We start from the raw sequence: 23,038 nt of genomic DNA, 5'->3' as shown, positions 1-23,038 counted from the left end.
TGCCTATAATCCTTTTGACTTTTCTTGCGTTTCCTGGGCTGTCTTACAATCAATACATAGTGTCGTAACAGGTCTTGCTTCAAGTCGCTTCAGCCCTATTTCTTCATCACAATCTTCACAAATACCGAATGTACCTTCATCAATCCGTGTAATAGCTTCATCAATTTTAGAGAGCAGCTTTCGCTCTCTGTCACGAATTCTTAATTCAAAACTTCTACCGGATTCAATAGTAGCACGGTCATTAGGATCAGGTACATTTGAAGTTTGATCCGTCATTTCGTCCATTGTCTTTCCGGCTTCATTCATGATCTCTTGTTTTTTCGATTCCAATTCTTTTCGAAAAAAATCAAGTTTATTTTCATCCATTAACGTTCTCCTCAATACACTTAAATATCATACAAACAAATATCATACAAACTGTACTAGCCCCGATGAACGGGATAAGTACCTTGACGGAATTCAATCAGAAAAAACATTATGAATTTCTAAGGTACTAAAAATAATTTACTGCCGTACATATGTACCGCTTTTACCGCCAGTCTTTTTAAGTAGACGAATATCACCAATAACCATGGATTTATCAACTGCCTTACACATGTCATAAATAGTGAGGCCAGCTACGGAAACAGCAGTAAGCGCTTCCATTTCTACGCCGGTCTGACCACTCATTCCAACAGTTGCAAATATTTCTATGGTGTTATTCTCATCTTGATATTCAAAATCGACATTTATTTTACTAATTAAGAGTGGATGGCACAAAGGAATGAGACTATCAACCTTTTTGGCAGCCATAATACCTGCAACTCGTGCAATGCCAAGGACATCACCCTTGGACATGGAGCCACTTTTAACCATTTCAAATGCCTGGGTTGACATAGTGATTGAACCCGCTGCATGGGCCACACGAACAGTCGCCTTTTTCCCGCCGACATCAACCATGACAGCGTGACCCTCTTCATCAAAATGGGTAAATTCTGCGGTCTTTTCGTTTGGCATTGTACGAACCTATCTGTTGTTTAATTTTTTCCCAAAACATCGTGGAAAAGTTTTTTGAAAAAACCTTCTTCCTCGGTGTCTTGACCGTGCTCTTGACACAGGGTGTCAAATTCCCTGAGGGCTTTCTTCTGTTCTTCGCAGAGGTTGACGGGGGTCATGACCTGTAACTCAACTACCATGTCACCTTTTCCGTGGCCTCTCAGGTTCGTCACACCTTCTTTTCTAAGAGTAAATCGTTCACCTGACTGAGAGCCTGCTGGAATATTGAGCGATTTTTTACCATGGATAGTTGGAACTTCAACACTATCCCCAAGGGCAGCCTTTGTCATTGAGATAGGAAGCCTGCAGTATATGGTATCGCCATCACGCTTAAAAAAGTCATGTTCTTCAACGTGAACAATAACATACAGATCACCTGATCCACCGCCCCGCTTTCCACCTTCACCCTCACCCCGAAGACGCATTCGGGCACCGGTATCAACGCCTGCAGGAATTTTAAGTGAAACTTTTTTGGTCTTTTCAACCAGGCCTTCGCCATGACAATCATTACATGGATCGGTAACTATTGAGCCTTCTCCATGACACTGGGGACATGTTGAACTCATCTGAAAAAAGCCCTGGGAACGAACAACCTGCCCCCTGCCGCCACAGGTCGGACAAGTCTGCTTCTTAGTTCCAGGACGACTGCCGCTACCTTCACAGGTCCAGCAAGTATCTCTTCGGGTCAGCTCAACCTCTTTTGAAACACCGTGTACCGCATCCATGAAAGAGATTTCAACGTCATACCTGAGATCATTTCCCTGAACAGGACCATCTGCTCTCGCCCTACTCCTCTGACCACCGCCACCAAAACCGAAAAGATCACCAAAGATATCTCCAAAACTTGAGAACACATCTTCAGCATTACCAGGGCCACTATAACCACTGTTTTTCAGTCCGTCATGACCGTACGTATTGTATATTTCACGCTTTCTTTCATCACTTAAGACTTCGTACGCCTCAGTACAAGATTTAAAAAGCTCCTCTGCCTCTTTATCATCTGGATTTCTGTCCGGATGATACTTCATAGCAAGCTTGCGATATGCTTTCTTTATTTCGCCGCTGCTAGCACTTCTGCTAACAGATAAAATCTCGTAGTAATCAACACTCATCTTTTATTCTACTCTTCAAATCTTATGAAACGGTGTTTGCTTCTTCACCAAGTATATCAACATCATTGTCCGAATCCCCATTTTGGTCGGGAAGTTCTTCAATATTATCAAAGGTTACTCTTCCATTGGCAATTTCTCTTAGGGTCATAACAATTTCCTTATTCTTACCTTCAGCAAGAAAAGGCTCTCCATGACGATGTTGCTTTACACGTTTTACTGCAAGGTGAATTAGATTAAATCTATTGTCATCGCCTACTTTTTCAAGACAATCTTCACATGTAATTCTAGCCATAATTTCCTCAAGTTAAATCATACCCCTGCAAGATAATCTTGTAGAGGCAGGGGGGCTTTCTATTTTTCAAAAGGGTTGTGCAAGAGCAGGGTTTCATCGCGATCCGGTCCAACAGACACTATGTTCGCTGGAGCTCCTGCAACCTCTTCAACTCTTTTAATATAATCTTTTGCCTGCACAGGAAGATCGTCATAACTTCTCACATGATCAATCTCTTCTTTCCAACCCTCGAGGCTCTCATACACAGGACTGACGCTACCTGCTTCGCGGATATTTGAAGGCATGGCACTATACGACTTTCCATCGAGCTCATAGGAGGTTGCGATTTTGAGTTCGCTTTGTCCACTGAGAACATCGAGTTTGGTGATAGCAAGTCCGGTGACACCGTTTAGTCTGGTGGCATCAGCTCCGACCACACCATCAAGCCAACCGCAGCGTCTTCTTCTGCCAGTGGTTGCGCCGAATTCATGCCCCTTGTCTTGCAGTTCGTTGCCGGTCGCATCGAAAAGCTCTGTAGGGAAAGGACCGGAGCCAACGCGTGTAGTGTAGGCTTTCATAATACCGACAACAGCATCAATATAGGCGGGGCCAAATCCAGCACCAATACAGGCGTTACCTGCAATAGTGTTAGAAGATGTAACAAAAGGATAGGTCCCGTGATCTACATCAAGGTGTGTTCCCTGGGCGCCTTCAAAGAGAATATTCTGTCCTTTCTTTCGAGCGGTGTCGAGTTCAACTGAAACATTACCGTAATAAGGGATAAGTTTTTCAGCATATTCCTGGGTTTGTCTGTAGACAAGATCAAAGTCAACCGGTGCTGCGTTGAATTTCTTTGTGAGCAGGAAGTTCTTTTCGTCAATTGCTACTTTTAATTTTTCACGGAAAAGAACATCGTCACGAAGGTCACCAGCTTTGATTCCAATCCGACCAACCTTGTCCATATAGCATGGACCGATACCACGCCCTGTGGTTCCAATTTTATTATTGTCGGACAGTGCAGCCTCTTTAGCTTGATCAAGACTTGCATGGTACGGCATAATCAGGTGAGCACCCTCACTGATCATAAAACGATCAGGATTAACTTCAAGACCCTGCTCCTTGAGCTGTGCCATCTCCTCAATTAAGACGCCAGGGTCAACAATAACCCCGTTACCTATCATACACATCTTATCTTCGTAAAGAATACCAGATGGAATTATATGAAATACATATTTTTTGCCTTCTACCACCAAGGTATGACCAGCATTATTTCCACCTTGAAATCGAACAACAAAATCTGCATAGCGGGTGAGTAAATCAACAACCTTTCCCTTACCCTCGTCTCCCCATTGGGTACCTACAACGACAACGCTGGACATCAAACTTCTCCTCTCAGAGGTTATTCCATTTGAAACATATTGCGGTGAGCAAGACACACCCATCACCCCACAATAGATCCACAAAAGACAAACGCGTAAATATAGTCAAGTGATTGACTAATGTCAATCAATCAAATTTTGCAAAGATTAGCATGACTACATTAGGCTTTTTCGTTTATTTTTCAAGTTTTAACGAACATTTTATTCAATTTTCGAGCATATTCCCGAAATTTAATACTCCACTTATATGTAATTTCTGGCAACATACACTTTCATATGCCCAGTCGGTATGTCCAACCTTTTTAACAAGGCTGACTCCAATCATTGACACTATCTGGCAAATCACTTACATTTGTGCAGCAATAGTCGTACCTATCGTCGCACCACTTGTTTTAGTTAAACGTCAATAAAACCTGATATTTGCAACACGTTGACTATGGTTTTTGTCGAATTTTCAGATTAATAAACACGCTGTAGATTACTTTAATCGCGCAGCAGAAGGTTGTGAATTATGTTTGGCATCGGTCTGCCTGAAATGATCCTGATATTGGCCCTCGCTCTTATTGTAGTGGGCCCGGATAAACTCCCTGATCTTGCTCGGTCCATTGCCAAAGGAGTTATGGAGCTTAAAAAAACGGCAGAAGGACTAAAAGAGACCATTGCCGCCGAAGGCAATCCTTTAGATGAAATTAGACCTGATCTTGAAGAGGCGGCCAAATCCCTTAAAAATAACCTTCTGGAAACACCTCCCTACCTCCGAGACGAAAATGTTACACCTGGCGGTGTTAATCCTCCATCTGAAAATGTAATGGCGGCCTACGACGAAGTTATGAAAAACAGCGGAGTTGATAGTCCTGAGAACGAACAAACAAATACCTATGATCTGACTGAAAGTGAGACGGTGGCAAGTGATGAGCCCAAAGAAAAAGTAGACAATGATAGTAGCTCAACACCCAAGCAGAGTCCACCCAGCGTATAAAGCAACCCCAAAAGACAGCACTTAAATAATCAGAAGCGGTACAAAAGATGGCTCAATACAATCTAGAGAAAAGCATTCCAGCCCTTGAACGATCCATCGCTTTTTTCAGACCGCACCACCTGGAACTTCGTAAACGACTCATCACCATCTGCAGTTCAATTATTATCTGCACAGTCATTGCGTATATTTTTGCACAGCAAATAGCTGGTTTTTTCATTTCACCACTATTTCAAGCAAGTCCGCTGGTATATAAACTCGTTTACACCAATCTGCCAGAAGCATTTCTTGCCTACATTAAAGTCGCTCTACTTGTCGGTGTTATCTGCTCAATGCCAATTGTTTTGTATCAACTCTGGAGCTTTATAGCACCAGGCCTCAGAGCTAATGAGAAAAAGTTCGCAGTAACAGTAGTTTTCTGGTCAACCCTGCTATTTATTGTAGGAGCGTCATTTGGTTTTTTCGGGGTTATTCCTCAAATGCTCAGCTATTTTATGAGCTATGCCAATGAAGGCCTGGTCCCCCTGCCAAAACTAGGAAAATATCTCACCTTTGTTGCAAGAACCATTCTGGCCTTTGGCCTTTCCTTTCAGATTCCCTTTTTGATGGTAATGACATGTAAGGCAGGCCTTGTACAGGCAGCGTATTTTAGACAAAAACGGATGTATTTTTACATCGCCATTATCGTCCTCTCGTTCTTACTGACGGCTGGTGACTTTATGGCAACTATCCTCTTAGCCATCCCACTGTTTTTTCTTTACGAGGCTGGTATATTTCTAAGCCTTCTATTCAATAAAAAGAAACAGCCGTAGGCCCTCTTTAGCACCCACCCAAATCAACTCTTTAGAGGCACAAATTCCTGTTTTAACAGGCAACAGGATATTTTATAGAGAGGTTTACCATTGTTATCGTACTCGATTGTATCGGGCTGCAGAAGTTTATTCATAACGCACCCCTCTTCAATATCCAGCTTAAAGAAATTATCTTCTCGCAAGCCATCAAGACGTTCCAACACACCGGACTCAATTTGATAGCTGTGCACGGGATGATCTTCACAGAGAGGGCATTGATATACTCGTCCATTGGGAAAAACAAAGTAGTTTTCAGCAACGTTCCCTGCACACTGAAACGCCTCCCCATCATCCAAGAACACCTTTGGATACGTCACATGTATTCCTGCCTCGGCGGCACTTCTGGCAACATCAGGCACAATACTCAGCCACTGCTTTCTTGTAACCTGAGTAGTCTCATCCGCTTCTAACACAGCCGAATTACCGCGCAAACCGAGAACCTGAATAAAAAACTTTTTAACTCCAAGCTCTTTCAACAGAGGTATCATCTCAGAAAGTTGGGACAAATTTTTCTGGCTGACAGTATAGATAAGACTCACATTATACCCCTTTTCAACTGCCTTTTTAATATTGGCAGTACACACTTCAAACACCCCATCCCCTCGAATCGGATCATTAACCGCAGCAGTTGGCCCATCCAGACTAAAGCTCAGGTAGTCGAGTTCTGCAGGATTACTTTTCTCCAGAAGATCATTGAAAAGGTATCCATTGGAGTCAACTGTGACATAGTAGCCAAGCTCCTTTGCCTTACTAATGGAAAAAGCAAGGTCAGGATGCATGGTCGGCTCCCCACCTAAGAATATTAGATTGGTTCTTTTATCCTTTGCATGAAAGAGCGACATCCATTCAACAATTTCTTCTTTAGTCAACTGCTTTGTTCCGTGCTGGTCTTTATTGATGTAGCAGTGTTTGCACGAGAGATTACACGCTGTGAGTATATGGAAAAATACATTTCTCTCACCTTCTTTAAAACCAACTGTTCTTGCTATATTTGACATGATTTTTCTATTTCTGGGGTTTAAGACATCTATTGCGCGAGGGTGTATTGAGCAAGATAAGTATCACTGAGATACATGCTGTTCGTAGATGAAAAAAAATTCTTAAAAAGCTCTAAACATTCCTGTCGCCTGACACCTGCTGTTACATCAACTCTGATATCCCTGTACAAGGGGGCAAGTTGCGCCAGGGGTAAGTTGGTTCCTCCCCCCATGGCATCCTCATATCCATACACAAACTGGGTGACGCCATTGACAATGAGAGTGGAAAAACACATAAGACACGGTTCCATGGTTGAGTAGACTGTGACCTTGCTGAGGTCTATTTCCACAGGACCTGTCAAAATAGATCGTAGAGCCATCATTTCAGCATGATCGACTTCATTACTCCTTCCCGTACTATTGTTTCTTCCGCCAGTTGCCACAACCGCACCATCAAGGACAATTACACAACCTACGGGGAATTCATTATCAGCGAGAGCTTCTTCTGCTAAGACCAACGCCTTATCCATAAAGACCTGATGCATATCCATTAGATAACCTTTTTTTTACAGACTCCGACCATATCGAACAGCCGCTACTTGAATTGATGCGGGAGTATGACACTGCAGATAATCATGAACTTTTTTTGTGAAAGGCAGGTACAAGAGTTCGGTACGATGAACCACTGTTGTGATTTTGGGAAGATTGAGTAGTCTTTTCTTTTTACCAACAGTGAGATGTGCCAAAACACTTTTAATGGCCTGAACAGCTTCTGTTACATCGAGATTGACAGGGTGGCTTGATATTTTGCCCCTTGAAGTCCCTTGGGGGATTTTTCCCTGGGCTATGGTAAGCTGAGAGGCAAGCTGTAAATACATTTTGGGATTTACCTTAAATGCAGGAAGTAGAAAATACAACTCTTCACTCTCTATTGTATTGCCAATAATAATTGGCTGATTGGTAAAATCGATCAAGTCTCTAAAATCAGTAATTTCATAGCCTGATGTTGAAAAGCTTATTTTCCAAAATGGGAAAAAGATATCCTGCCCACCGCTACTCTCCACAACACTCCAGCTAACAGGCTTAAGACGACCTTTATTTTCAAGCCAGTGTGTAAGGCAGCTCTCACAGGTGAGAACACGGCTATCTCTCTCCCCTGTCATTAATCCTCCGCATTGAGTGCAGATTGTTCCTATAAATGAAGGCTCCCAGGATTTTTTACTTTCTGAACCTTTAAGTTGATCCAGCAAAAGATTATCTGCCGAACCGATCAGCCTTCCATCCACAGCATCGACTAAACGATCATTTTTAATATAATAGGGCTGATAGATTACGCTTATGGTCTCTCCAATAAAAGCTCTATGGACTACAGTTGTATTTTTTTTATCAGAAAACAGATCCACAAGTTTTGTGGCTTGTACAAAAGCAGCCTTAACCGGAACGGTCTGCAGGACAAAGGTGCCATCCATGGCATTTGTAACCGGACGCACCTTCATAACTTGAGGACGCAGTCCAAGCGATGGCGCAAGAGACTGAACACCTACTGCGAGCCTTGTCGTATCTACAATTTTATGTACAACTCGCTCCCTATCGACAAAATAGACAACCCCCTTAAACCGCAGATATGGGACATAGATCAGATCATCTTCACTCATATCCTCAGGAAGCTTATGTGGCAAAACATAACGTGGTGCAGCAGAATCTAAACGAAAATTAGAAACGTCACAAAAGTCACACCTTATCAACTTATCGTCTTCATTAAGGACTATTGCAGCCCCACATGAGGGACAACTCTGTTCTATTGAAAGTTCCATACGATGCGTTAGATTGAAATCCCACAATTGTTGCAATACATGGAATCGGCAAGGTTTTCCGTTTTACAGCCAGAGCAGATCTTTTTTTGTTTCTTTTGTCCTGTTGCACGACCACACTGGGAGCAGAACTTTGCCTTAGGAGTAAGGTTCTTCCCACAATTAGCACATTTTATAAGCTGTATTACCTGATGGCCACAAAGGGGACAAAATCTTGAATTTGAAGGAATATTATTTAAGCAATCGGGGCATTGAATCTCTGGAATGGCTTTTGTCTTAGTACCGGTATTTGTTTGTGCATTTGAAGCCGCGAACATTGATGGTAACATCATCCCCACCCCAAGCCCCATGCCTGCTCCAGCCTCTCCCTGATTTTCAGAGGCCTTCTCCATGGCCATTGCGGCTTTAAGCTTCATGAATTTTTCCATATCATCAATAAGTTCCATCCGACCACGATCATCAATTGCGGCCTGTACCTCCGGCGGAGGTGTTATGGAGGTGATATAGAGTTCTGATAATCGCAACCCATAGTTTCCAAAATCATCGGCGAGCCTTTTTTGCAACTCATCAGACAACTGATCAAAGCGCCCCGGCAAATTAAAAATTGTGTCGAGGGTTTCTCCAAGATAGTCATTAAACCGTGAAACGATAACACGCTTAAGATATGTTGCGATACTATCCGTATCCATTCGCCCCATGGTTCCAACGAGGGAATTAATAAATAGAACCGGCTGCACTATTTGAATATTGAAAATACCGTGGGCACGCAGACGAATCAGGCCAAGTTCACTATCTCGAAAGGCAACGGGATTTTGTGTGCCCCATTTATTATTGGTGAAGTGTTTGAGATTAACCATATACACTTCAGCCCGAAGGGGAGAATCACCTCTCCATGGAATAGATAAGATTTTAGTAATAAGAGGTAAGTTACCGGTTCGAAGGGTATACCTGCCTGGGCCAAAACAATCACACGCCTTACCCTTATAGAAAAAAACTGCTGCCTGGCTCTCTCGTACGGTAAGCTGTGCTCCAAATTTTATTTCCCCCGAGCCACCCTCTGGTAACCTATGAACAAGTTCTTTTCCAGACTCATCAAACCATTCAATATTTTCGAGAAAAATACCACCATCAAATTTATTCATCGCTCACACCTACATGGATTTGGTTTATCTAACACACTTGCTAAAGGGTTCAATCAGCTTTATTATGAAAGCATAATATCATAATTATTAATCAGTTGAGCAGGAGTTTTTCACAGATATGCAATTTAAAGAACTATGGGACCTTGAAAGTGCGATGAAGGTTCTTGAACATGATACTGTAGACAGTAAATTATGGGCTGAGGCAGTTGAGTGGCTCATGCTTTATGGACCACCCGAAATACAAGATCTGCTTATTGAGGCTTCGACAACTGCCACAAACAGCTCGTTTCCAGGCCTTACCCCATCCCATTACACAGCGTCCGGTCAACCGGTCTATGATGTCCGTGCACTTGCCGATACTTTAGGTATTTCAGAAGAAGAAGTGAAAAAAATTCTTGAAGATAAAGAAAGAACCCACGTTACTCTACAGACAACCAATTCGGGCAATAGTGAAACCGTCCATTAAACCTCATGTAACACTTATAACTTTAATACCATGAGGTTTCTCATTCTCAGCTGTAACCATTACGTGTTACAGCTTATAAATATTAGGGTCAATTTCTGGAGGATTCGCGACTACTGTAGCGTCACTGATTTCGGTCTTTGCCGCATCTAATGAGACACTACTATCACCTTTTTTCATCAACAGTTCATGGGGAGTAATTTCACAGGGCGTGCTACGTGCAGTTGACATGTTACTCAGTTTGTCTCTCATCTCCCCGGTATACTCGTAGCCACACTCTTTGGTAAATGACTCTAAAAGCCCTCCCACTTCGCAAGCATTGTGCTCAGAAACATGCTCAGCTTTTTCAAGGAGATGAGTAAATGCACTCTCAACCCGATCTTCATCAAACGTTCCATTACCGCTACTAGAATTTGCTGGTGTAGTGAAAGCAGAGAGCTGTTTTATCATTGCCCCCGAACTGCATCTTGGGCAATCAGGTATTTTGGATGGCGCGACCTTACTCGACATAAAACTAAACACGACATTACAATCAGTACAAAAATATTCGTATATGGGCATTTCGACTCCTACCCCCGATAAACGGGATAAGTACCTTGGAAGTAATTTTAAATATGTATAAATTAATACGCTAGAACATCAATCGAGGTGATAGATCCCAGCTTAAAAAGCGTTTCGTACGTTTAGTGCCTTACTCCTGAAAGCCTTTTATAAAAAAACAAGAAACTCAGGAATTGAATTTGAAAACGTAAGTGAAGTCTTCCCACCAGATAGTGAACGTAGTGAGACCTTCGAGACACTTATTCCGTTCACCGGGGTTAGTTTAGCACAGCATCAATTTGTTCTGAGGTAACCTGGTCTGTCACAATTGTTTCACCAATTGATGTTGGTAATACGAAAAAAACAACTCCGCCGACAGTCTTTTTATCAGTAAGAAGATATTTTTTTATGGTCTCACGATCTAGCCCAGCTGGAACCTCAACAGGCATATTATATTCTTTTAATATCGCAAGAATTTCTCTGGACTCAACACTTGTAAGTAATTTGTTCAACACAGCCAGTTCTGAAGCCGCAACCATCCCTATTGAAACAGCAAGTCCATGAATAATGGAGAAATCAGACGCTCCTTCAACGGCGTGACCTATGGTATGTCCAAAATTAAGTATACGCCTTACCCCACCCTCTTTTTCATCTTCTGAAACGACTTCGGCTTTAATCTTACAGCAGGTATAAATTACCTGAGCAATAGCCGCATCATCGAGTGCGAGTATTTTTTCGCGGCTATCTTTTAGAAAAGTGAAAAAATCAAGATCACGAATAACACCATATTTGATAACTTCTGCAAGACCACCTAAAAGCTCATCTGCTGGTAGAGTCTGTAAGACATCTATATCTATATACACAGCCTTTGGCTGATAAAAGGCACCGACAAGATTCTTCCCTTCAGGTATGTCAACCCCGGTCTTTCCCCCAACAGAACTATCGACCTGGGCAAGAAGAGTCGTTGGTATTTGTACGAAAGGTATCCCTCTCATATATGAGGATGCTAAAAATCCTGCGATATCTCCACTTACACCACCACCAAAGGCAATTATAGCATCCTTTCGATCAAAACCAAGCTTGGCAAGGCCACTTGCAAGAGCGGTCACTGTGGCAAGATTCTTATGGGACTCACCATGGGGAAAGGTGAGAATTTCAGCATGAATTCCAGCTGTAGACAAGCTTTCCATTAGTATCTGACCATATAGCTCAGCCACACGATCATCAGCTATAATACAGTATCTATTACCAACTTGTCTCTTGTTAAGATCTTCACCAACCTGTGAAAGATAGCCTTTTTCTATGAATATCGGATAACTTCTATCACCCAGACCTACATTCAACTCTGCCATTACTGCCCCCTGAAAATCATTTTCATTCTACCTCAAATCCTTCAAACTATAACCGACAAGAAACTTACTCTAGAATAAACAAAAAAAAAAGGGTGATACCGTACTAGACGATATCACCCTTCTTAGACTGTAAAAGTCAGTGATTACATAGAATCACCAGATGCAGCACCCTGCATCTTAACTTCAACTTTCTCTTTCAAGTTACCGTAGTATACTTTGAGGTGATCAAGAACTTCATCACGTCCAAAGTGATCCACGATCTCAGCACCATCAGAAAGCGCCTTACGGAGCTTGGTACCGGAAAGGATAACACGGGATTCTTTGTCATGTGGACAAGTACGGAGTGAAGCCATACCATCACACTCTGAGCAGTAGAAAGTCCAGTCAATTTTCATTGGCTTACAAAGGAGATCTTTTGCATCATCACCAGTTGTAGGGATGCGATCGAAAATTTCCTGAGCTTCGAAGAGACCATAGAAATCACCAACACCAGCATGGTCACGACCAATAAGCATGTTGTTAACACCATAGTTCTGACGGAAGGTAGCATGGAGCAGGCCTTCACGTGGTCCAGCATAACGCATATCAAGTGGGTATCCAGCGTTGATAACGTTTTCTTTAACAAAGTAGTTCTCGATAAGAATATCAATCGCCTGTACACGGGTCTCTGCAGGAATATCACCTGGCTTGAGGTTACCAATAAGAGAGTGAATAAGAACACCATCACAAACTTCTACAGCAATTTTAGCGAGGTACTCATGGGATCTATGCATTGGGTTACGTAGCTGAAGAGCAGCAACGTTAGACCATCCGCGCTCGTCAAACATTGCACGGGTCTCAGCAGGCTTGAGGTAAACACCTGGGTACTCTTTAGGATACTCACCTTCAGAAACTACCTTAACTGGACCAGCAAGGTTGAAACCTTTCTGTGCCATAACCATGATAACACCAGGATGATCTTCAGGTGCGATTTCCCAGAACTTTCCATCTACTGACTCTTCACCTTCGCCGAGGAATACTTTCTCACATTCCCACTTCTTGTCAGCTTCGCTCATCTCATAGCATTCTTCTACTGCCATGGTCGCGAAAACTTCGCCATCTTTAACGAGTGCGATCTCTTCACCCACTGCAACAGCTTCGTCAACATCAAGGGTGATTGGAACAGGCCAGAAGGTGCCATCCGCCATTTGGAAATTCTCACAAACGCCTTTCCAATCAGCTTTTTTCATGAAGCCGGTAAGTGGAGAAAAACCACCGATACCGAGCATGATTAAGTCACCTTTAGCACGATCAGAGATCTCAATTTGCTTTAGACCTGCCGCTTTTGCCTTTTCAGCTTCAAGCTCAGCGCCTTCAAGCAACGCACATACCAAACCTTTACCACCATGTGGGGCTACTAATTTAGACATAGAACACCTCTTTTGTTAAAATTTGTAATATATAAAACTAAAGCTAAATGCCGCACATTTAAATGCTTGGCATACTGAACGAGTATTCATTGTGAGCAATATATATAAAAGTAATCTGTGAAAAGTCAAGGGAAAAGCGTAAGGCACTATTGCTGCGCACGAAAGGTCAAAACTCCTCAAAAGGCACTAACGCTTTGCTTGGAAGTAAAGCAGCTATCCAGTATTATTTTAACTACTAACGTTTCCTACAGACCAAACTTGGTTATGATAAAAATCCGATAGAAACATCTATGGTATACTTGCGGAAGACAGAATCAGAATGATTTGCCACTTTCATATAAAAAACTTACAATGAAAAAAGAGTTGGTATTAAAGCTCTACTCTAACTCATAAAAAAGCAAGGACCGGGAGAGTAAACACCCAGGTCCTTTTGTTATCCTAAAATGGTCAATGAATCCTTAATTGGTCCAGACACCGTTTTCAAGCTGGTAGAAGCCGCTACCATCCGGAGCAGACTTGGTATCCAACGTTTCGGTACCCTGTTTTTTCTGGGTGCCGCCAGCTGTTACACCAGCACCGTCTGCCTGCGATTCTGGATCATGCTCATTGTCGGTATCATTCTCATGCCATAGGGCCAGAACGATGTTGTCTTCGAGGAGATATTGTACCGTCATCCCGTTACTAAAGCTGCTCTTATCAGACAGTTTCCCGTCGACGGTGAAAAACTTCGTTTCTCCAGTTAACAGCAATAACCGGTCATTAATCACGACTTCCCTTTCTTGAGTATTAATCCTCTCAAGCCAGCCAACACCATCTGGACTGGTATCTCCTTTCACCTCTACCGCCAGTTCCTTAGCAGAAACGATGGTAAAAGTGATCATTAGGAGAATCGTCGCTAAAATTCCTACTTTAATTAATTTCATAAAACCCTCACCGGATGTTTTTCAAAACACGTGGTCTTGGTTGAGTATGTTGTTTTGTCTTACCTATTGTCTCACGAGATTTCGAATTTACTCAATCTCGCGCCAGTTGATTATACCTATACGTTCACCCTTTGTGATCGTCGTCTTCAACGACGCATCAGAGACACTAGAAATATCAACAGCAGTACCGGTACCCGCGATAGCAACAGATGCGGGTGAGTAGACCATTCCTTGTGAATAATATCCTGATGGTGGGACCATTTCACCGTCAATTTCGATAAGATCATCAGAATTAATCTTCCCGTCACCGTTTATATCAAAATACGGTTCATCCGAGCGACCACCGTTGCAAGCCTCTACCCCTTGTACAATAGAAATAGTACCACCGGAACATGGTGAATCAGAAGGCTGCACTGTGACAAACCGCAATATGCCGTCACGCACAAAAAGATCGGTTGCCATTCGCTCCCCATTACCAGGCAGATCGAAGAACCAGCCCACATGTTCGCCATCTCCAGTAATTGGATCATACCAGTTCATCACGTTTTCGCTGTTTACCCTGTAAACGGCAGCAGCTGGGTCAGAAGCACCAGTAATCTGCGTCTGCTGCAATAACGACAAGCCAGTGGAACCCGTGCGGGCCGGGTCTCTTGTAACCGGTATGGCGGATTGATTTGACACAGTACGCACATATGGCGGTGTCAGTGACGCATTTTCCTCACTTGGCAGATTTAACGACCCCAGGTAACTCTTCTTTTTATCTGCAGGGTCGGTGAACCCATTACTCCAGTCCCAAATACCGTAGATGGTTTGAGGACTTATATCCTCATATTCACCGCTCTTGAGATAACGCCCAGTTCCAAAAAGCACCAGGTAACCTTGCTGAGTAGTATTGCAGGCAGAAATTACGTCGGGTTCAGTTGTTATGGGCTGCAGGGTCGATTCCCATCCACTGCCGAACCGATTAAGTGCACCTTGAGCAGTAAAAAGAGGTTTTTTGACACCGGAACTGTCCTCAAACGGAATTCCCCAGTCCCCCCTGGTCGCACTGCTTAAATCAAATTTCCACATGTTACCGAGAAGGTCGCCAGCATAGGCGTAATCCACCTTGCCGTCAAAGTTGACATCGATAAGAGCAGGTGAAGAGAGCCCATTACAAGTTCCATTGGGCGTGGTAGGGGTCGGGTTCCCGACACCAGTATTAAATTCATTACGCCAGATAATATTGCCGTTTGAGTCAAGACCTAAAACAATCAGGACAGCCTTGCCACTGGTACTTTCGTAGCCGTTGCCAAAAACAACCATCCAGTCAGCATCACTCGCATTGGAGCGAACAATGTACCCCATACTGTAACTATAGCCCATATAGCCATTCGTGTCGGCTAAACTGTTCCCTGAACTATCAAGCAGGTTGGCATTAGGGTATTCCCATTTGACAATATTGGCCGCGTTAGATTCACTACTACCGTTGGTGACCTCCGAGAGGTTGATAGCATAATATCCTTTTCCACCTTTACCGAGTCCACCAACCGCAAGTACGGGATCGGTTGCTGTCTCACCAAGACGTTTTGCATAGACAGAATTATCAACATAGTACTTATGTTGATAAAGCGGATTTGCAACCGAAAGGTCATCGAGGTTGTCAAAGACCAGATCTGGAATATAAAAAAGCAACTCACGACCATTATCATCGGCATTAAGAATATGTAAACCACCATCATTTGCACCGACAAGCAGTTTGGATTCCTCCTCACCAACTTCATCAATACTGCCATCAGAATTGTTATCTATACCGTCACCGTCTCCAGCACTCAGAACAGTGGTAATGAACAGACCGGGCGCCGAATGGATGAAATCGCCAAAAATTTCTCCTTCTCTTCCTCTCCAGGCGTAGCCGTTCGGTTGTTCGTTGGTCACGTCACCCCGGAGATAGTTGATCTTTTGTTGTTGGATAACTGTTGAAGCCCCAAGAGAACCAAGCTGACCAAGCGTCAGTTCATCTGCGGTTGGCGCAGTGGGGTCTAACGGCATGGTAAACGATACACCTTTGACCCCGTTATAGCTGACAACTTGCCGGATATAAGACTGCGATCCTGTACCGTCATTATGCCACCATGCTGTGTCATTATCTCGTATCGCTTTCATGGTATCTGCTGCCGACCAGGCCTTCGGATACTTCACCTGACCTGTCTTAATACCTGTAGGTGTCGTCAGCTGCTGATCCGCAATATATTCTTCAAGCGTAACCAAACCGTATGCACTGATGTCACCAGACCAGTTTGATGGTTCATAGGTCCCCTGAAACACAAGAGTTTCGGTGCTCAACTGACCGGATGGGGTGATCCCGACAGCAGCACCGGATCCAGTCTTAAATTCTATATCGCTTTTGATTGCCAAAAGGGCATCAACGAGTGATTGCGGGCTTGTTGCAGTTATGAAATCACCTCGCCCGTTGACGGTCGCATGAAACATATCATCGATACGTTCCTGATTATTGAATGGAAAATTTGTCGGCCATCCACAATCCGGCGGACAGCTGAGCGCTGGATCAGGAGGTAATGTACCTTTAACGCCAAAAGCGACACCGTACATCACCATATGCTGGGCCGAATTCTGGTCAACTGTGTTTTTCGGAACTTGATTGTCAAGCGTGGTCGACAAATCTCTCTCGTAGTAGTGCATGGCTACGTCACTGAGGGTATCTTCCTCATTATCGCCATAAACCCCACCATCCCAGCCAGTATTTCCATCTCCGTCTGCATTAAAACCAGTATCGTTATCCCCATCACCGTCAAGATCAGGATCACTTCCGTTATAGTAACCGTCCGTCATTGCAATAACGAATGATTGCTGACAGGCACCACCTTCAGCAGCAGACAGATAAGGTGAGACTTGATTGTCAATTCCACCGGAAGAGCCGTCTGTCTGATCAAAATAGTCGCCAACTCTTTCAAGTCCTCTTCTCAGCGGAGTACCACCACTTGAGTATGAGGCGTAGAGTTTCGTCAAAAGATAATCGGTCTCATCACAATAATTATTTGTCGCATCACAAGACGCATCATTAAAATAATTTGTCGGTTTTACTGAAACAACTGGTTCCTTGAGTCTATTATTTATCGAATGAAGTCCGATATTGACATCCTCCATTTCAGCTATCACTCTACCTACAGCAGCTTTTGCTGTGAGCTCGCGTCGACTAAAATACTGGTACCAATTGGCTAAGTTTTGTTTGTCTTCTGTATAATTTCTGTCAAAGACAATAGTAGTGTCATTGAACACCACTTTGGCCCCCGACGCCACCGCAGCACCCAGCGATGGAGTAAATTGTAACTGGGTTGCAGTCGTTCCCGACACCACGGTATGGTCGAGTGTTTCACCCTCTACTGTAAATGTGGTTCCGAGGGCAATTGCAGTTCCGGTTGACTCAATGTCGAGGTTTGATGCGCCAAGGGCGGCAACGTTGGTCGTCCGAATAAAATTTTTCTGCGGAATAACATCCGCCGGTGGACTCAGATCCCGAGTCAGTTCACCATAGTCAACCATATTGTTGTCTTCACCGAACTCGGCAACTCCGTCCCAGTCATCATCCTGATAACGATAATACTGGATGGTATCTGCACCGAGTGCGTTCCCCTCTATATCGTGGGAATCAAGAACGATCAAGTACGGCCTAACGATGACCACTTCCTGTCCCACAGGGATCATGTTAGAAGAAGCATCAATTGAACTCTTCAGGCTGAGCGTAGTGGATGTGGTATCCGACTTCAGCCGATACGCCCCAGGTCTGTCAGTGAGTTTAACAAGATCACCTGCCTGAACAGTCCCTACACCTACGACATTCAGTGTCGAGGTCGAGCCATTGTAACTGCTCGTCGTTGTTGTAGATATCACCTCAGACATCTTATAGTAATGTGCTCGATGAATATTCAGAGCATCTCGCGAGCTGGTGTTAGCAGTAAGATACCAGAACAAGGTAAAATCAAGAGAATCCCCACTGCTATAAGCACTTGTCAGCCCAGGACTAAATTTGAGTGTTGTCGCAGTACTTCCAGACGCAACAGTATAGATCTGCACATCACCATCTATAGTGAACTTGGCACCGACCCTAGGCGCCTCACCCAAATCGTTAACCGTAATAGTCGTATCACCTTTTGACTCGTTAGCGTTCAAGGTCGTGCTTTTCACCAACTCAAACCACTGACCGCCGTTGCCACCATTTGCAACTCTTCTCTGATTGACACGGAGAGCTCCGCTATGAGTGCCTCCATCGTAATAGATGGTATAAAGCGCATTTTCGTCGCTGTCATCCAGATCCGGGTTATAGGTGAATATCTGATAGAAACCGGCATTTTCAATATTGAGCAACCAGGTTGCTGTATTAACAGGATCTGAGGCCTGTTCTCCCCTACTTGTGCGGAAGTACCTTTCGTTAGTAGTCGTAGGATGGTATGCGCTGCCGGTGGTTCTATACCCCCAACTCTCATCCCACATGAATTCAGCATCGGTGTTATCAATGGTGATTTCGTTTACTGTAGTTGATGTGGCAGTTCTCAAGGTCAGAATCGGTGCACGTGAAGCATCCGCATTATGGGAAATTGCTTCTCTTGATCCGCTTCCGGTAACGATGAAGGTTATTGGATTGCCTTCGGTCCAGCCAGTCTCCAAAATCTCAGTAACAATGCTGGCAAGGTTCGGGCTGTTGTATTGGTTATTCTCTGACCATGATGGCACTGAATTCCAGTTAACAGTGTTCCCTGTAGGGTTGCTGCCTCCTCCGCTAATACGATCAGTTATATCATCGTCAGTTCCACTGAATTCAGGGGAATTAGCAACCTTATGCCCTGTAAAGGTCAGATTAGTATTTCCGCTCCTGTTAGTTCTTGCGGTAAAAGTAATCCTAGCCTCGGTGATGGGATTCGCCACAGAGTAGTCTGCAGGCAGGGTGACACTGGCAAACCGCATACCAGCGGCCCGCATATTATCAGTGTCTCCACCAAAGTCGAGATCAACACTGCCCCGGCTCATATCACCGTCATTTTCCTCTTCGGCATCATCATTTCCACCGCTTATTTGGGTGACGGTAGGAGAGTTGCCACCTACCAGTCTCACAGCATCGGCTACAGTATATGTCCTGTTACTCGACGTATCGCGGGCAACAGTAATTCGCTGTCCGCCAGGTTCGTAGATTGTCGTGTAATACGTCGTAGAATTAACCCCACCGTTGTCTGCCGTTGAGGCAAAATTGAGTGTCTGGGTTTGTGTATTATGAACAGGATTGCTCCGCGGATTATCAGGATCTGCATCCGGCAATGACGGCCAGGAAGCATATGAAGTAGGATCCCAGGAATGGGTGTTATCAGCCCATGGAAAGTACTCAGATTGCGGATCGTACCATAGCACACTGACCTCAGACCATTGTGACTCCCAGAATCTTCGCTCTGAACGGCCAATCGGGAAACGAGTTCCATAAGTATTGTCGCCCGGATCATCAAATGAATATTCATAACCATTGAATATTCCGTCAGCCCCGCTGCTCCCAACTAAAAGTGACGTAAAATCCATACTTCCAGAATCATCTAGAAGGAAAATGATGTTTGCAGGTGGAGCCTGCACTTCTGAGTTCAGGGGGGTATTTGAAATTTCGATACAGGTATCAGCCACGTCACATATTCTGTCACCGTCGTAGCAGTCCTGATCAATCCCATCACCGCAGATATCTGTGGCTCCAGGGTGAATCGCTGAATCAGTGTCATCGCAATCACCTGCCGAAGGAGAAAAACCGTCACCGTCAGCGTCCGTAAGGTCAGGATCACAAATCAGATCAGCCAGGGCAATACAAGCTGCATCAAAATTGTCATCACCAGATGCGCAATAAGTGGCAACCCGGTCACAGTCCTGTATTTTGCTGTCACTACATATTTCAGACGCTCCAGGATATACCGTTGGATCGTTGTCATCACAGTCGTCTGTATCTACAAAACCGTCAAAATCGTTATCGTCGGCGCAGGTGGCATCACTGCCGTTACAATCCTGATCAAGACCATCACCGCATATTTCAGTAGCTCCAGGATGAATAGCAGCGTTGTTATCATTGCAGTCCACCCCAGGATTGGTCCCGTTGCCACTTTCAGTGTATCCGTCACCGTCATTGTCGGTATCAGGGTTCGACGAGGAAGTAAAGATCGCAGTCACTGTCTGGTCACTACTCATAATCACCTTGGTCGACTGAGTATTGATATCGGAAACATCACCGACCCAGTTTTTAAACGTCCAGTTTGCATTGGGCGTAGCGATCAGTGTGACGATAGTATCCGGATCATAGTAATGCGATCCAGCAGATGGAGAAACAGTTCCTCCTCCACTACCACTGATCGACAACTCGTATTGAACCGAATCGAATACCGCGGTGACCGTCTCGTCCTCATAAATGCTGATTGTCGTGTTGTAGTTTAAAGGATCGTCTACATCGCCAAGCCAATTGATGAAATCCGAACCAGGATCCAGGGAAGCAGTAAGTATTACCTGAGTGCCACAATCGATTGAGTAGGTACCCACACCAGTGCCACCAGGCACAGCAGTAACTTCTCCAGTTCCCGAACCAGAAACACCCAGTGATAAATTATAAGATTGAAGACTATAAGTACCTGTAGGAGTTGGATTTGAACTGGCTGCAAACGCGCTGCTAGGAACTGGCGAATCCCAGCAAAGCACGGTGTTATATTCGATCCTGACAGAGGTTACATCACAAGGGATGTTGGCAGATTCCTGATGCTGAAGCCAACCTGTAAACGGATTTCCGGTAGCATGGTCTATAGCGCGCCATCTGCCGGCGTCTCGGGCAGCTTCGGGCTCGATGCTTGTCGATACCGTGTAAACAGCTCGTGAGCTTGCACTAATGGTGTGTGTTGCTGTCACGTTGTTAAACGTATAACTATAGATCATCCCTTGACTCGAACCATCTACCATTACATCCGCGACACAAAATGCTGGATCATTAGAAGATATAGTGTAAGGAGCTAGATCGCCATAATCTACTTCTGTAACACCAGTAGGCGACACCGTGGCGATGCCATCGTCAGTGGCTGTGACTGTATGACCGAATATAGCCTTAAGCGTCGTATCTGATAAAATGGGATTTTTAATATTTGTTGTACCCAGAGAAGAATCGACAAGATTGCTGGTACTTCCTTCCCATCTTCGAAAAATCGAGCCGACTGCAGGTGATGCAACTACAGCTAACCCTTGATCATATACGTATGTCGTATCCGCTGTTACCGTACCTATACCTAATTGAGAGGTAGTCAGGTTGTAGGTGATCTTACTAAAATTAGCTACGACTTCGGTATTCGAGGTTGTCGGGTTCTTGATACTGGTCGATGCAACAGTCTGGTCCACCAGATTGCCTGTGCCGGCACCGGTCCAGCCGTCAAATTGCCAACCGGCATCCGGTGATGCAACCACTGCAAGACCTTGGTCATAGGTATAGGTCGTACTCGCAGTGACCGTACCATTGCCTGACTGTGAGGTTGTCAGGTTGTAGGTGATCTTACTGAAATTGGCAACGACATCGGTATTAGAGGTGGTCGGATTCTTGATGCTGGTCGATGCAACAGTCTGATCCACCAGGTTGCCTGTGCCTGCACCGGTCCAGCCGTCAAATTGCCAACCGGCATCCGGTGATGCAACCACTGCAAGACCTTGGTCATAGGTATAGGTCGTACTCGCGGTGACCGTACCATTACCTGACTGTGAGGTTGTCAGGTTGTAGGTGATCTTACTGAAATTGGCAACGACATCGGTATTAGAGGTGGTCGGATTCTTGATAGTGGTCGATGCAACAGTCTGATCCACCAGGTTGCCTGTGCCGGCACCGGTCCAGCCGTCAAATTGCCAACCGGCATCCGGTGATGCAACCACTGCAAGACCTTGGTCATAGGTATAGGTCGTACTCGCGGTGACCGTACCATTGCCTGACTGTGAGGTAGTCAGGTTGTAGGTGATCTTACTGAAATTGGCAACGACATCGGTATTAGAGGTTGTCGGATTCTTGATGGTGGTCGATGCAACAGTCTGATCCACCAGGTTGCCTGTGCCGGCACCGGTCCAGCCGTCAAATTGCCAACCGGCATCCGGTGATGCAACCACTGCAAGACCTTGGTCATAGGTATAGGTCGTACTCGCAGTGACCGTACCATTGCCTGACTGTGAGGTTGTCAGGTTGTAGGTGATCTTACTGAAATTGGCAACGACATCGGTATTAGAGGTTGTCGGGTTCTTGATGCTGGTCGATGCAACAGTCTGATCCACCAGGTTGCCTGTGCCGGCACCGGTCCAGCCGTCAAATTGCCAACCGGTATCCGGTGATGCTACCACTGCAAGACCTTGGTCATACGTATAGGTCGTACTCGCGGTGACCGTACCATTACCTACCATGGAGGTCGTCAGGTCATAGTTAATCTTGCTGAAATTAGCGGTGACGAGTCTATCAGTGCTTCCAATATCAAATTGGGGATTCGAATCATTCACATCAACAACAAAACCGGTGACATTTCCGGTCCAATTTGCGAAAGTCCAGCCACTATCTGGTGTTGCACTCAAATTGATAATAGTTCCATCCAAGCCTACATCTTCTGGACCACATACTCCACCGCCTGGACAATCAAGGCCGGCTGGCCCTATAACATTGCCTCCAACGCCACCAGTCACATTTAGTGTGAGATTAACAGCATAGGAATTACCAACGAGACAAAATAACATCAATATTGCAGAAAAAAAACCTGCACGCAAAATATTCACC

General features: G+C 44.5%; 17 protein-coding genes. 3 read left to right on the top strand and 14 right to left on the bottom strand.

Features of this window, described 5'->3' with window-relative positions; all coding sequences use genetic code 11:
• Positions 1 to 3: 3 nt before the first annotated feature.
• From dksA to ACX6CI_RS06330, 5 genes are all read right to left on the bottom strand, one after another.
• Positions 4 to 366, bottom strand: coding sequence for an RNA polymerase-binding protein DksA (gene dksA / locus ACX6CI_RS06350; RefSeq protein ID WP_458777323.1), 363 nt, complete (start codon positions 364 to 366; stop codon positions 4 to 6).
• A gap of 138 nt (positions 367 to 504) precedes the next feature.
• Positions 505 to 996 carry a cyclic pyranopterin monophosphate synthase MoaC gene (gene moaC, locus ACX6CI_RS06345; RefSeq protein WP_458777322.1) on the bottom strand — a complete coding sequence of 164 codons (492 nt, stop codon included), beginning with the start codon at positions 994 to 996 and terminating at the stop codon, positions 505 to 507.
• Between the two features lie 20 nt (positions 997 to 1,016).
• Entirely contained in the window at positions 1,017 to 2,147 is a 1,131-nt protein-coding gene (dnaJ, locus tag ACX6CI_RS06340) for a molecular chaperone DnaJ (RefSeq protein ID WP_458777321.1), read from the bottom strand.
• Positions 2,148 to 2,169: 22 nt separating this feature from the next.
• Positions 2,170 to 2,439 carry a DNA-directed RNA polymerase subunit omega gene (gene rpoZ, locus ACX6CI_RS06335; RefSeq protein WP_458777320.1) on the bottom strand — a complete coding sequence of 90 codons (270 nt, stop codon included), beginning with the start codon at positions 2,437 to 2,439 and terminating at the stop codon, positions 2,170 to 2,172.
• A gap of 59 nt (positions 2,440 to 2,498) precedes the next feature.
• A complete protein-coding gene (locus ACX6CI_RS06330; RefSeq protein WP_458777319.1) occupies positions 2,499 to 3,797 on the bottom strand; it encodes an adenylosuccinate synthase in 1,299 nt (432 codons plus the stop codon).
• 511 nt (positions 3,798 to 4,308) lie between these two features.
• Between ACX6CI_RS06330 and ACX6CI_RS06325 the strand changes: the two genes are divergently transcribed.
• Both ACX6CI_RS06325 and tatC read left to right on the top strand, forming a co-directional pair.
• Positions 4,309 to 4,776, top strand: a complete 468-nt coding sequence (locus tag ACX6CI_RS06325; RefSeq protein WP_458777318.1) for a twin-arginine translocase TatA/TatE family subunit — start codon at positions 4,309 to 4,311, stop codon at positions 4,774 to 4,776.
• 47 nt (positions 4,777 to 4,823) lie between these two features.
• Entirely contained in the window at positions 4,824 to 5,585 is a 762-nt protein-coding gene (tatC, locus tag ACX6CI_RS06320; protein WP_458777317.1) for a twin-arginine translocase subunit TatC, read from the top strand.
• Between the two features lie 23 nt (positions 5,586 to 5,608).
• Here tatC and ACX6CI_RS06315 read toward each other — a convergent pair whose 3' ends face one another.
• The 4 genes from ACX6CI_RS06315 to ACX6CI_RS06300 are packed head-to-tail and all read right to left on the bottom strand — an operon-like array spanning position 5,609 to position 9,554.
• Positions 5,609 to 6,622, bottom strand: a complete 1,014-nt coding sequence (locus ACX6CI_RS06315; RefSeq protein ID WP_458777316.1) for a radical SAM protein — start codon at positions 6,620 to 6,622, stop codon at positions 5,609 to 5,611.
• Between the two features lie 29 nt (positions 6,623 to 6,651).
• Positions 6,652 to 7,152, bottom strand: coding sequence for a nucleoside deaminase (locus ACX6CI_RS06310; RefSeq protein WP_458777315.1), 501 nt, complete (start codon positions 7,150 to 7,152; stop codon positions 6,652 to 6,654).
• 15 nt (positions 7,153 to 7,167) lie between these two features.
• Complete coding sequence (locus tag ACX6CI_RS06305; RefSeq protein WP_458777314.1) at positions 7,168 to 8,415, bottom strand: TFIIB-type zinc ribbon-containing protein; 1,248 nt, start codon at positions 8,413 to 8,415, stop codon at positions 7,168 to 7,170.
• Positions 8,416 to 8,423: 8 nt separating this feature from the next.
• A complete protein-coding gene (locus ACX6CI_RS06300; protein ID WP_458777313.1) occupies positions 8,424 to 9,554 on the bottom strand; it encodes an SPFH domain-containing protein in 1,131 nt (376 codons plus the stop codon).
• Positions 9,555 to 9,672: 118 nt separating this feature from the next.
• Here ACX6CI_RS06300 and ACX6CI_RS06295 point away from each other — a divergent pair, with 118 nt between their 5' ends.
• Complete coding sequence (locus ACX6CI_RS06295) at positions 9,673 to 10,020, top strand: hypothetical protein (RefSeq protein WP_458777312.1); 348 nt, start codon at positions 9,673 to 9,675, stop codon at positions 10,018 to 10,020.
• 66 nt (positions 10,021 to 10,086) lie between these two features.
• Here the strand turns inward: ACX6CI_RS06295 and ACX6CI_RS06290 are convergent, their stop codons facing one another.
• From ACX6CI_RS06290 to ACX6CI_RS06270, 5 genes are all read right to left on the bottom strand, one after another.
• On the bottom strand, positions 10,087 to 10,578 hold the full coding sequence (locus tag ACX6CI_RS06290; protein ID WP_458777311.1) for an FmdB family zinc ribbon protein: 492 nt from the start codon (positions 10,576 to 10,578) through the stop codon (positions 10,087 to 10,089).
• Between the two features lie 257 nt (positions 10,579 to 10,835).
• Complete coding sequence (gene aroB / locus ACX6CI_RS06285; RefSeq protein WP_458777310.1) at positions 10,836 to 11,909, bottom strand: 3-dehydroquinate synthase; 1,074 nt, start codon at positions 11,907 to 11,909, stop codon at positions 10,836 to 10,838.
• A 143-nt stretch (positions 11,910 to 12,052) separates the two neighbouring features.
• Complete coding sequence (gene sat / locus ACX6CI_RS06280) at positions 12,053 to 13,318, bottom strand: sulfate adenylyltransferase (protein ID WP_458777309.1); 1,266 nt, start codon at positions 13,316 to 13,318, stop codon at positions 12,053 to 12,055.
• Positions 13,319 to 13,776: 458 nt separating this feature from the next.
• Positions 13,777 to 14,199 (bottom strand): hypothetical protein, encoded by a 423-nt coding sequence (locus tag ACX6CI_RS06275; protein WP_458777308.1) that lies wholly within the window; start codon positions 14,197 to 14,199, stop codon positions 13,777 to 13,779.
• Positions 14,200 to 14,328: 129 nt separating this feature from the next.
• Positions 14,329 to 23,037, bottom strand: coding sequence for a PilC/PilY family type IV pilus protein (locus ACX6CI_RS06270; protein ID WP_458777307.1), 8,709 nt, complete (start codon positions 23,035 to 23,037; stop codon positions 14,329 to 14,331).
• Position 23,038 lies beyond the last annotated feature (1 nt).

It is taken from the genome of Desulforhopalus glucosivorans (assembly GCF_054397165.1).
The sequence above is the reverse complement of the archived record's forward strand: the minus strand, read 5'-3'. Positions and strand labels throughout refer to the sequence as shown.

Coding starts and splice junctions, on each gene's coding strand:
- dksA (WP_458777323.1), bottom strand. CDS start 366: ATGGATGAAAATAAACTTGATTTTTTTCGAAAAGAATTGGAATCGAAA.
- moaC (WP_458777322.1), bottom strand. CDS start 996: ATGCCAAACGAAAAGACCGCAGAATTTACCCATTTTGATGAAGAGGGT.
- dnaJ (WP_458777321.1), bottom strand. CDS start 2,147: ATGAGTGTTGATTACTACGAGATTTTATCTGTTAGCAGAAGTGCTAGC.
- rpoZ (WP_458777320.1), bottom strand. CDS start 2,439: ATGGCTAGAATTACATGTGAAGATTGTCTTGAAAAAGTAGGCGATGAC.
- ACX6CI_RS06330 (WP_458777319.1), bottom strand. CDS start 3,797: ATGTCCAGCGTTGTCGTTGTAGGTACCCAATGGGGAGACGAGGGTAAG.
- ACX6CI_RS06325 (WP_458777318.1), top strand. CDS start 4,309: ATGTTTGGCATCGGTCTGCCTGAAATGATCCTGATATTGGCCCTCGCT.
- tatC (WP_458777317.1), top strand. CDS start 4,824: ATGGCTCAATACAATCTAGAGAAAAGCATTCCAGCCCTTGAACGATCC.
- ACX6CI_RS06315 (WP_458777316.1), bottom strand. CDS start 6,622: ATGTCAAATATAGCAAGAACAGTTGGTTTTAAAGAAGGTGAGAGAAAT.
- ACX6CI_RS06310 (WP_458777315.1), bottom strand. CDS start 7,152: ATGGATATGCATCAGGTCTTTATGGATAAGGCGTTGGTCTTAGCAGAA.
- ACX6CI_RS06305 (WP_458777314.1), bottom strand. CDS start 8,415: ATGGAACTTTCAATAGAACAGAGTTGTCCCTCATGTGGGGCTGCAATA.
- ACX6CI_RS06300 (WP_458777313.1), bottom strand. CDS start 9,554: ATGAATAAATTTGATGGTGGTATTTTTCTCGAAAATATTGAATGGTTT.
- ACX6CI_RS06295 (WP_458777312.1), top strand. CDS start 9,673: ATGCAATTTAAAGAACTATGGGACCTTGAAAGTGCGATGAAGGTTCTT.
- ACX6CI_RS06290 (WP_458777311.1), bottom strand. CDS start 10,578: ATGCCCATATACGAATATTTTTGTACTGATTGTAATGTCGTGTTTAGT.
- aroB (WP_458777310.1), bottom strand. CDS start 11,909: ATGGCAGAGTTGAATGTAGGTCTGGGTGATAGAAGTTATCCGATATTC.
- sat (WP_458777309.1), bottom strand. CDS start 13,318: ATGTCTAAATTAGTAGCCCCACATGGTGGTAAAGGTTTGGTATGTGCG.
- ACX6CI_RS06275 (WP_458777308.1), bottom strand. CDS start 14,199: ATGATCACTTTTACCATCGTTTCTGCTAAGGAACTGGCGGTAGAGGTG.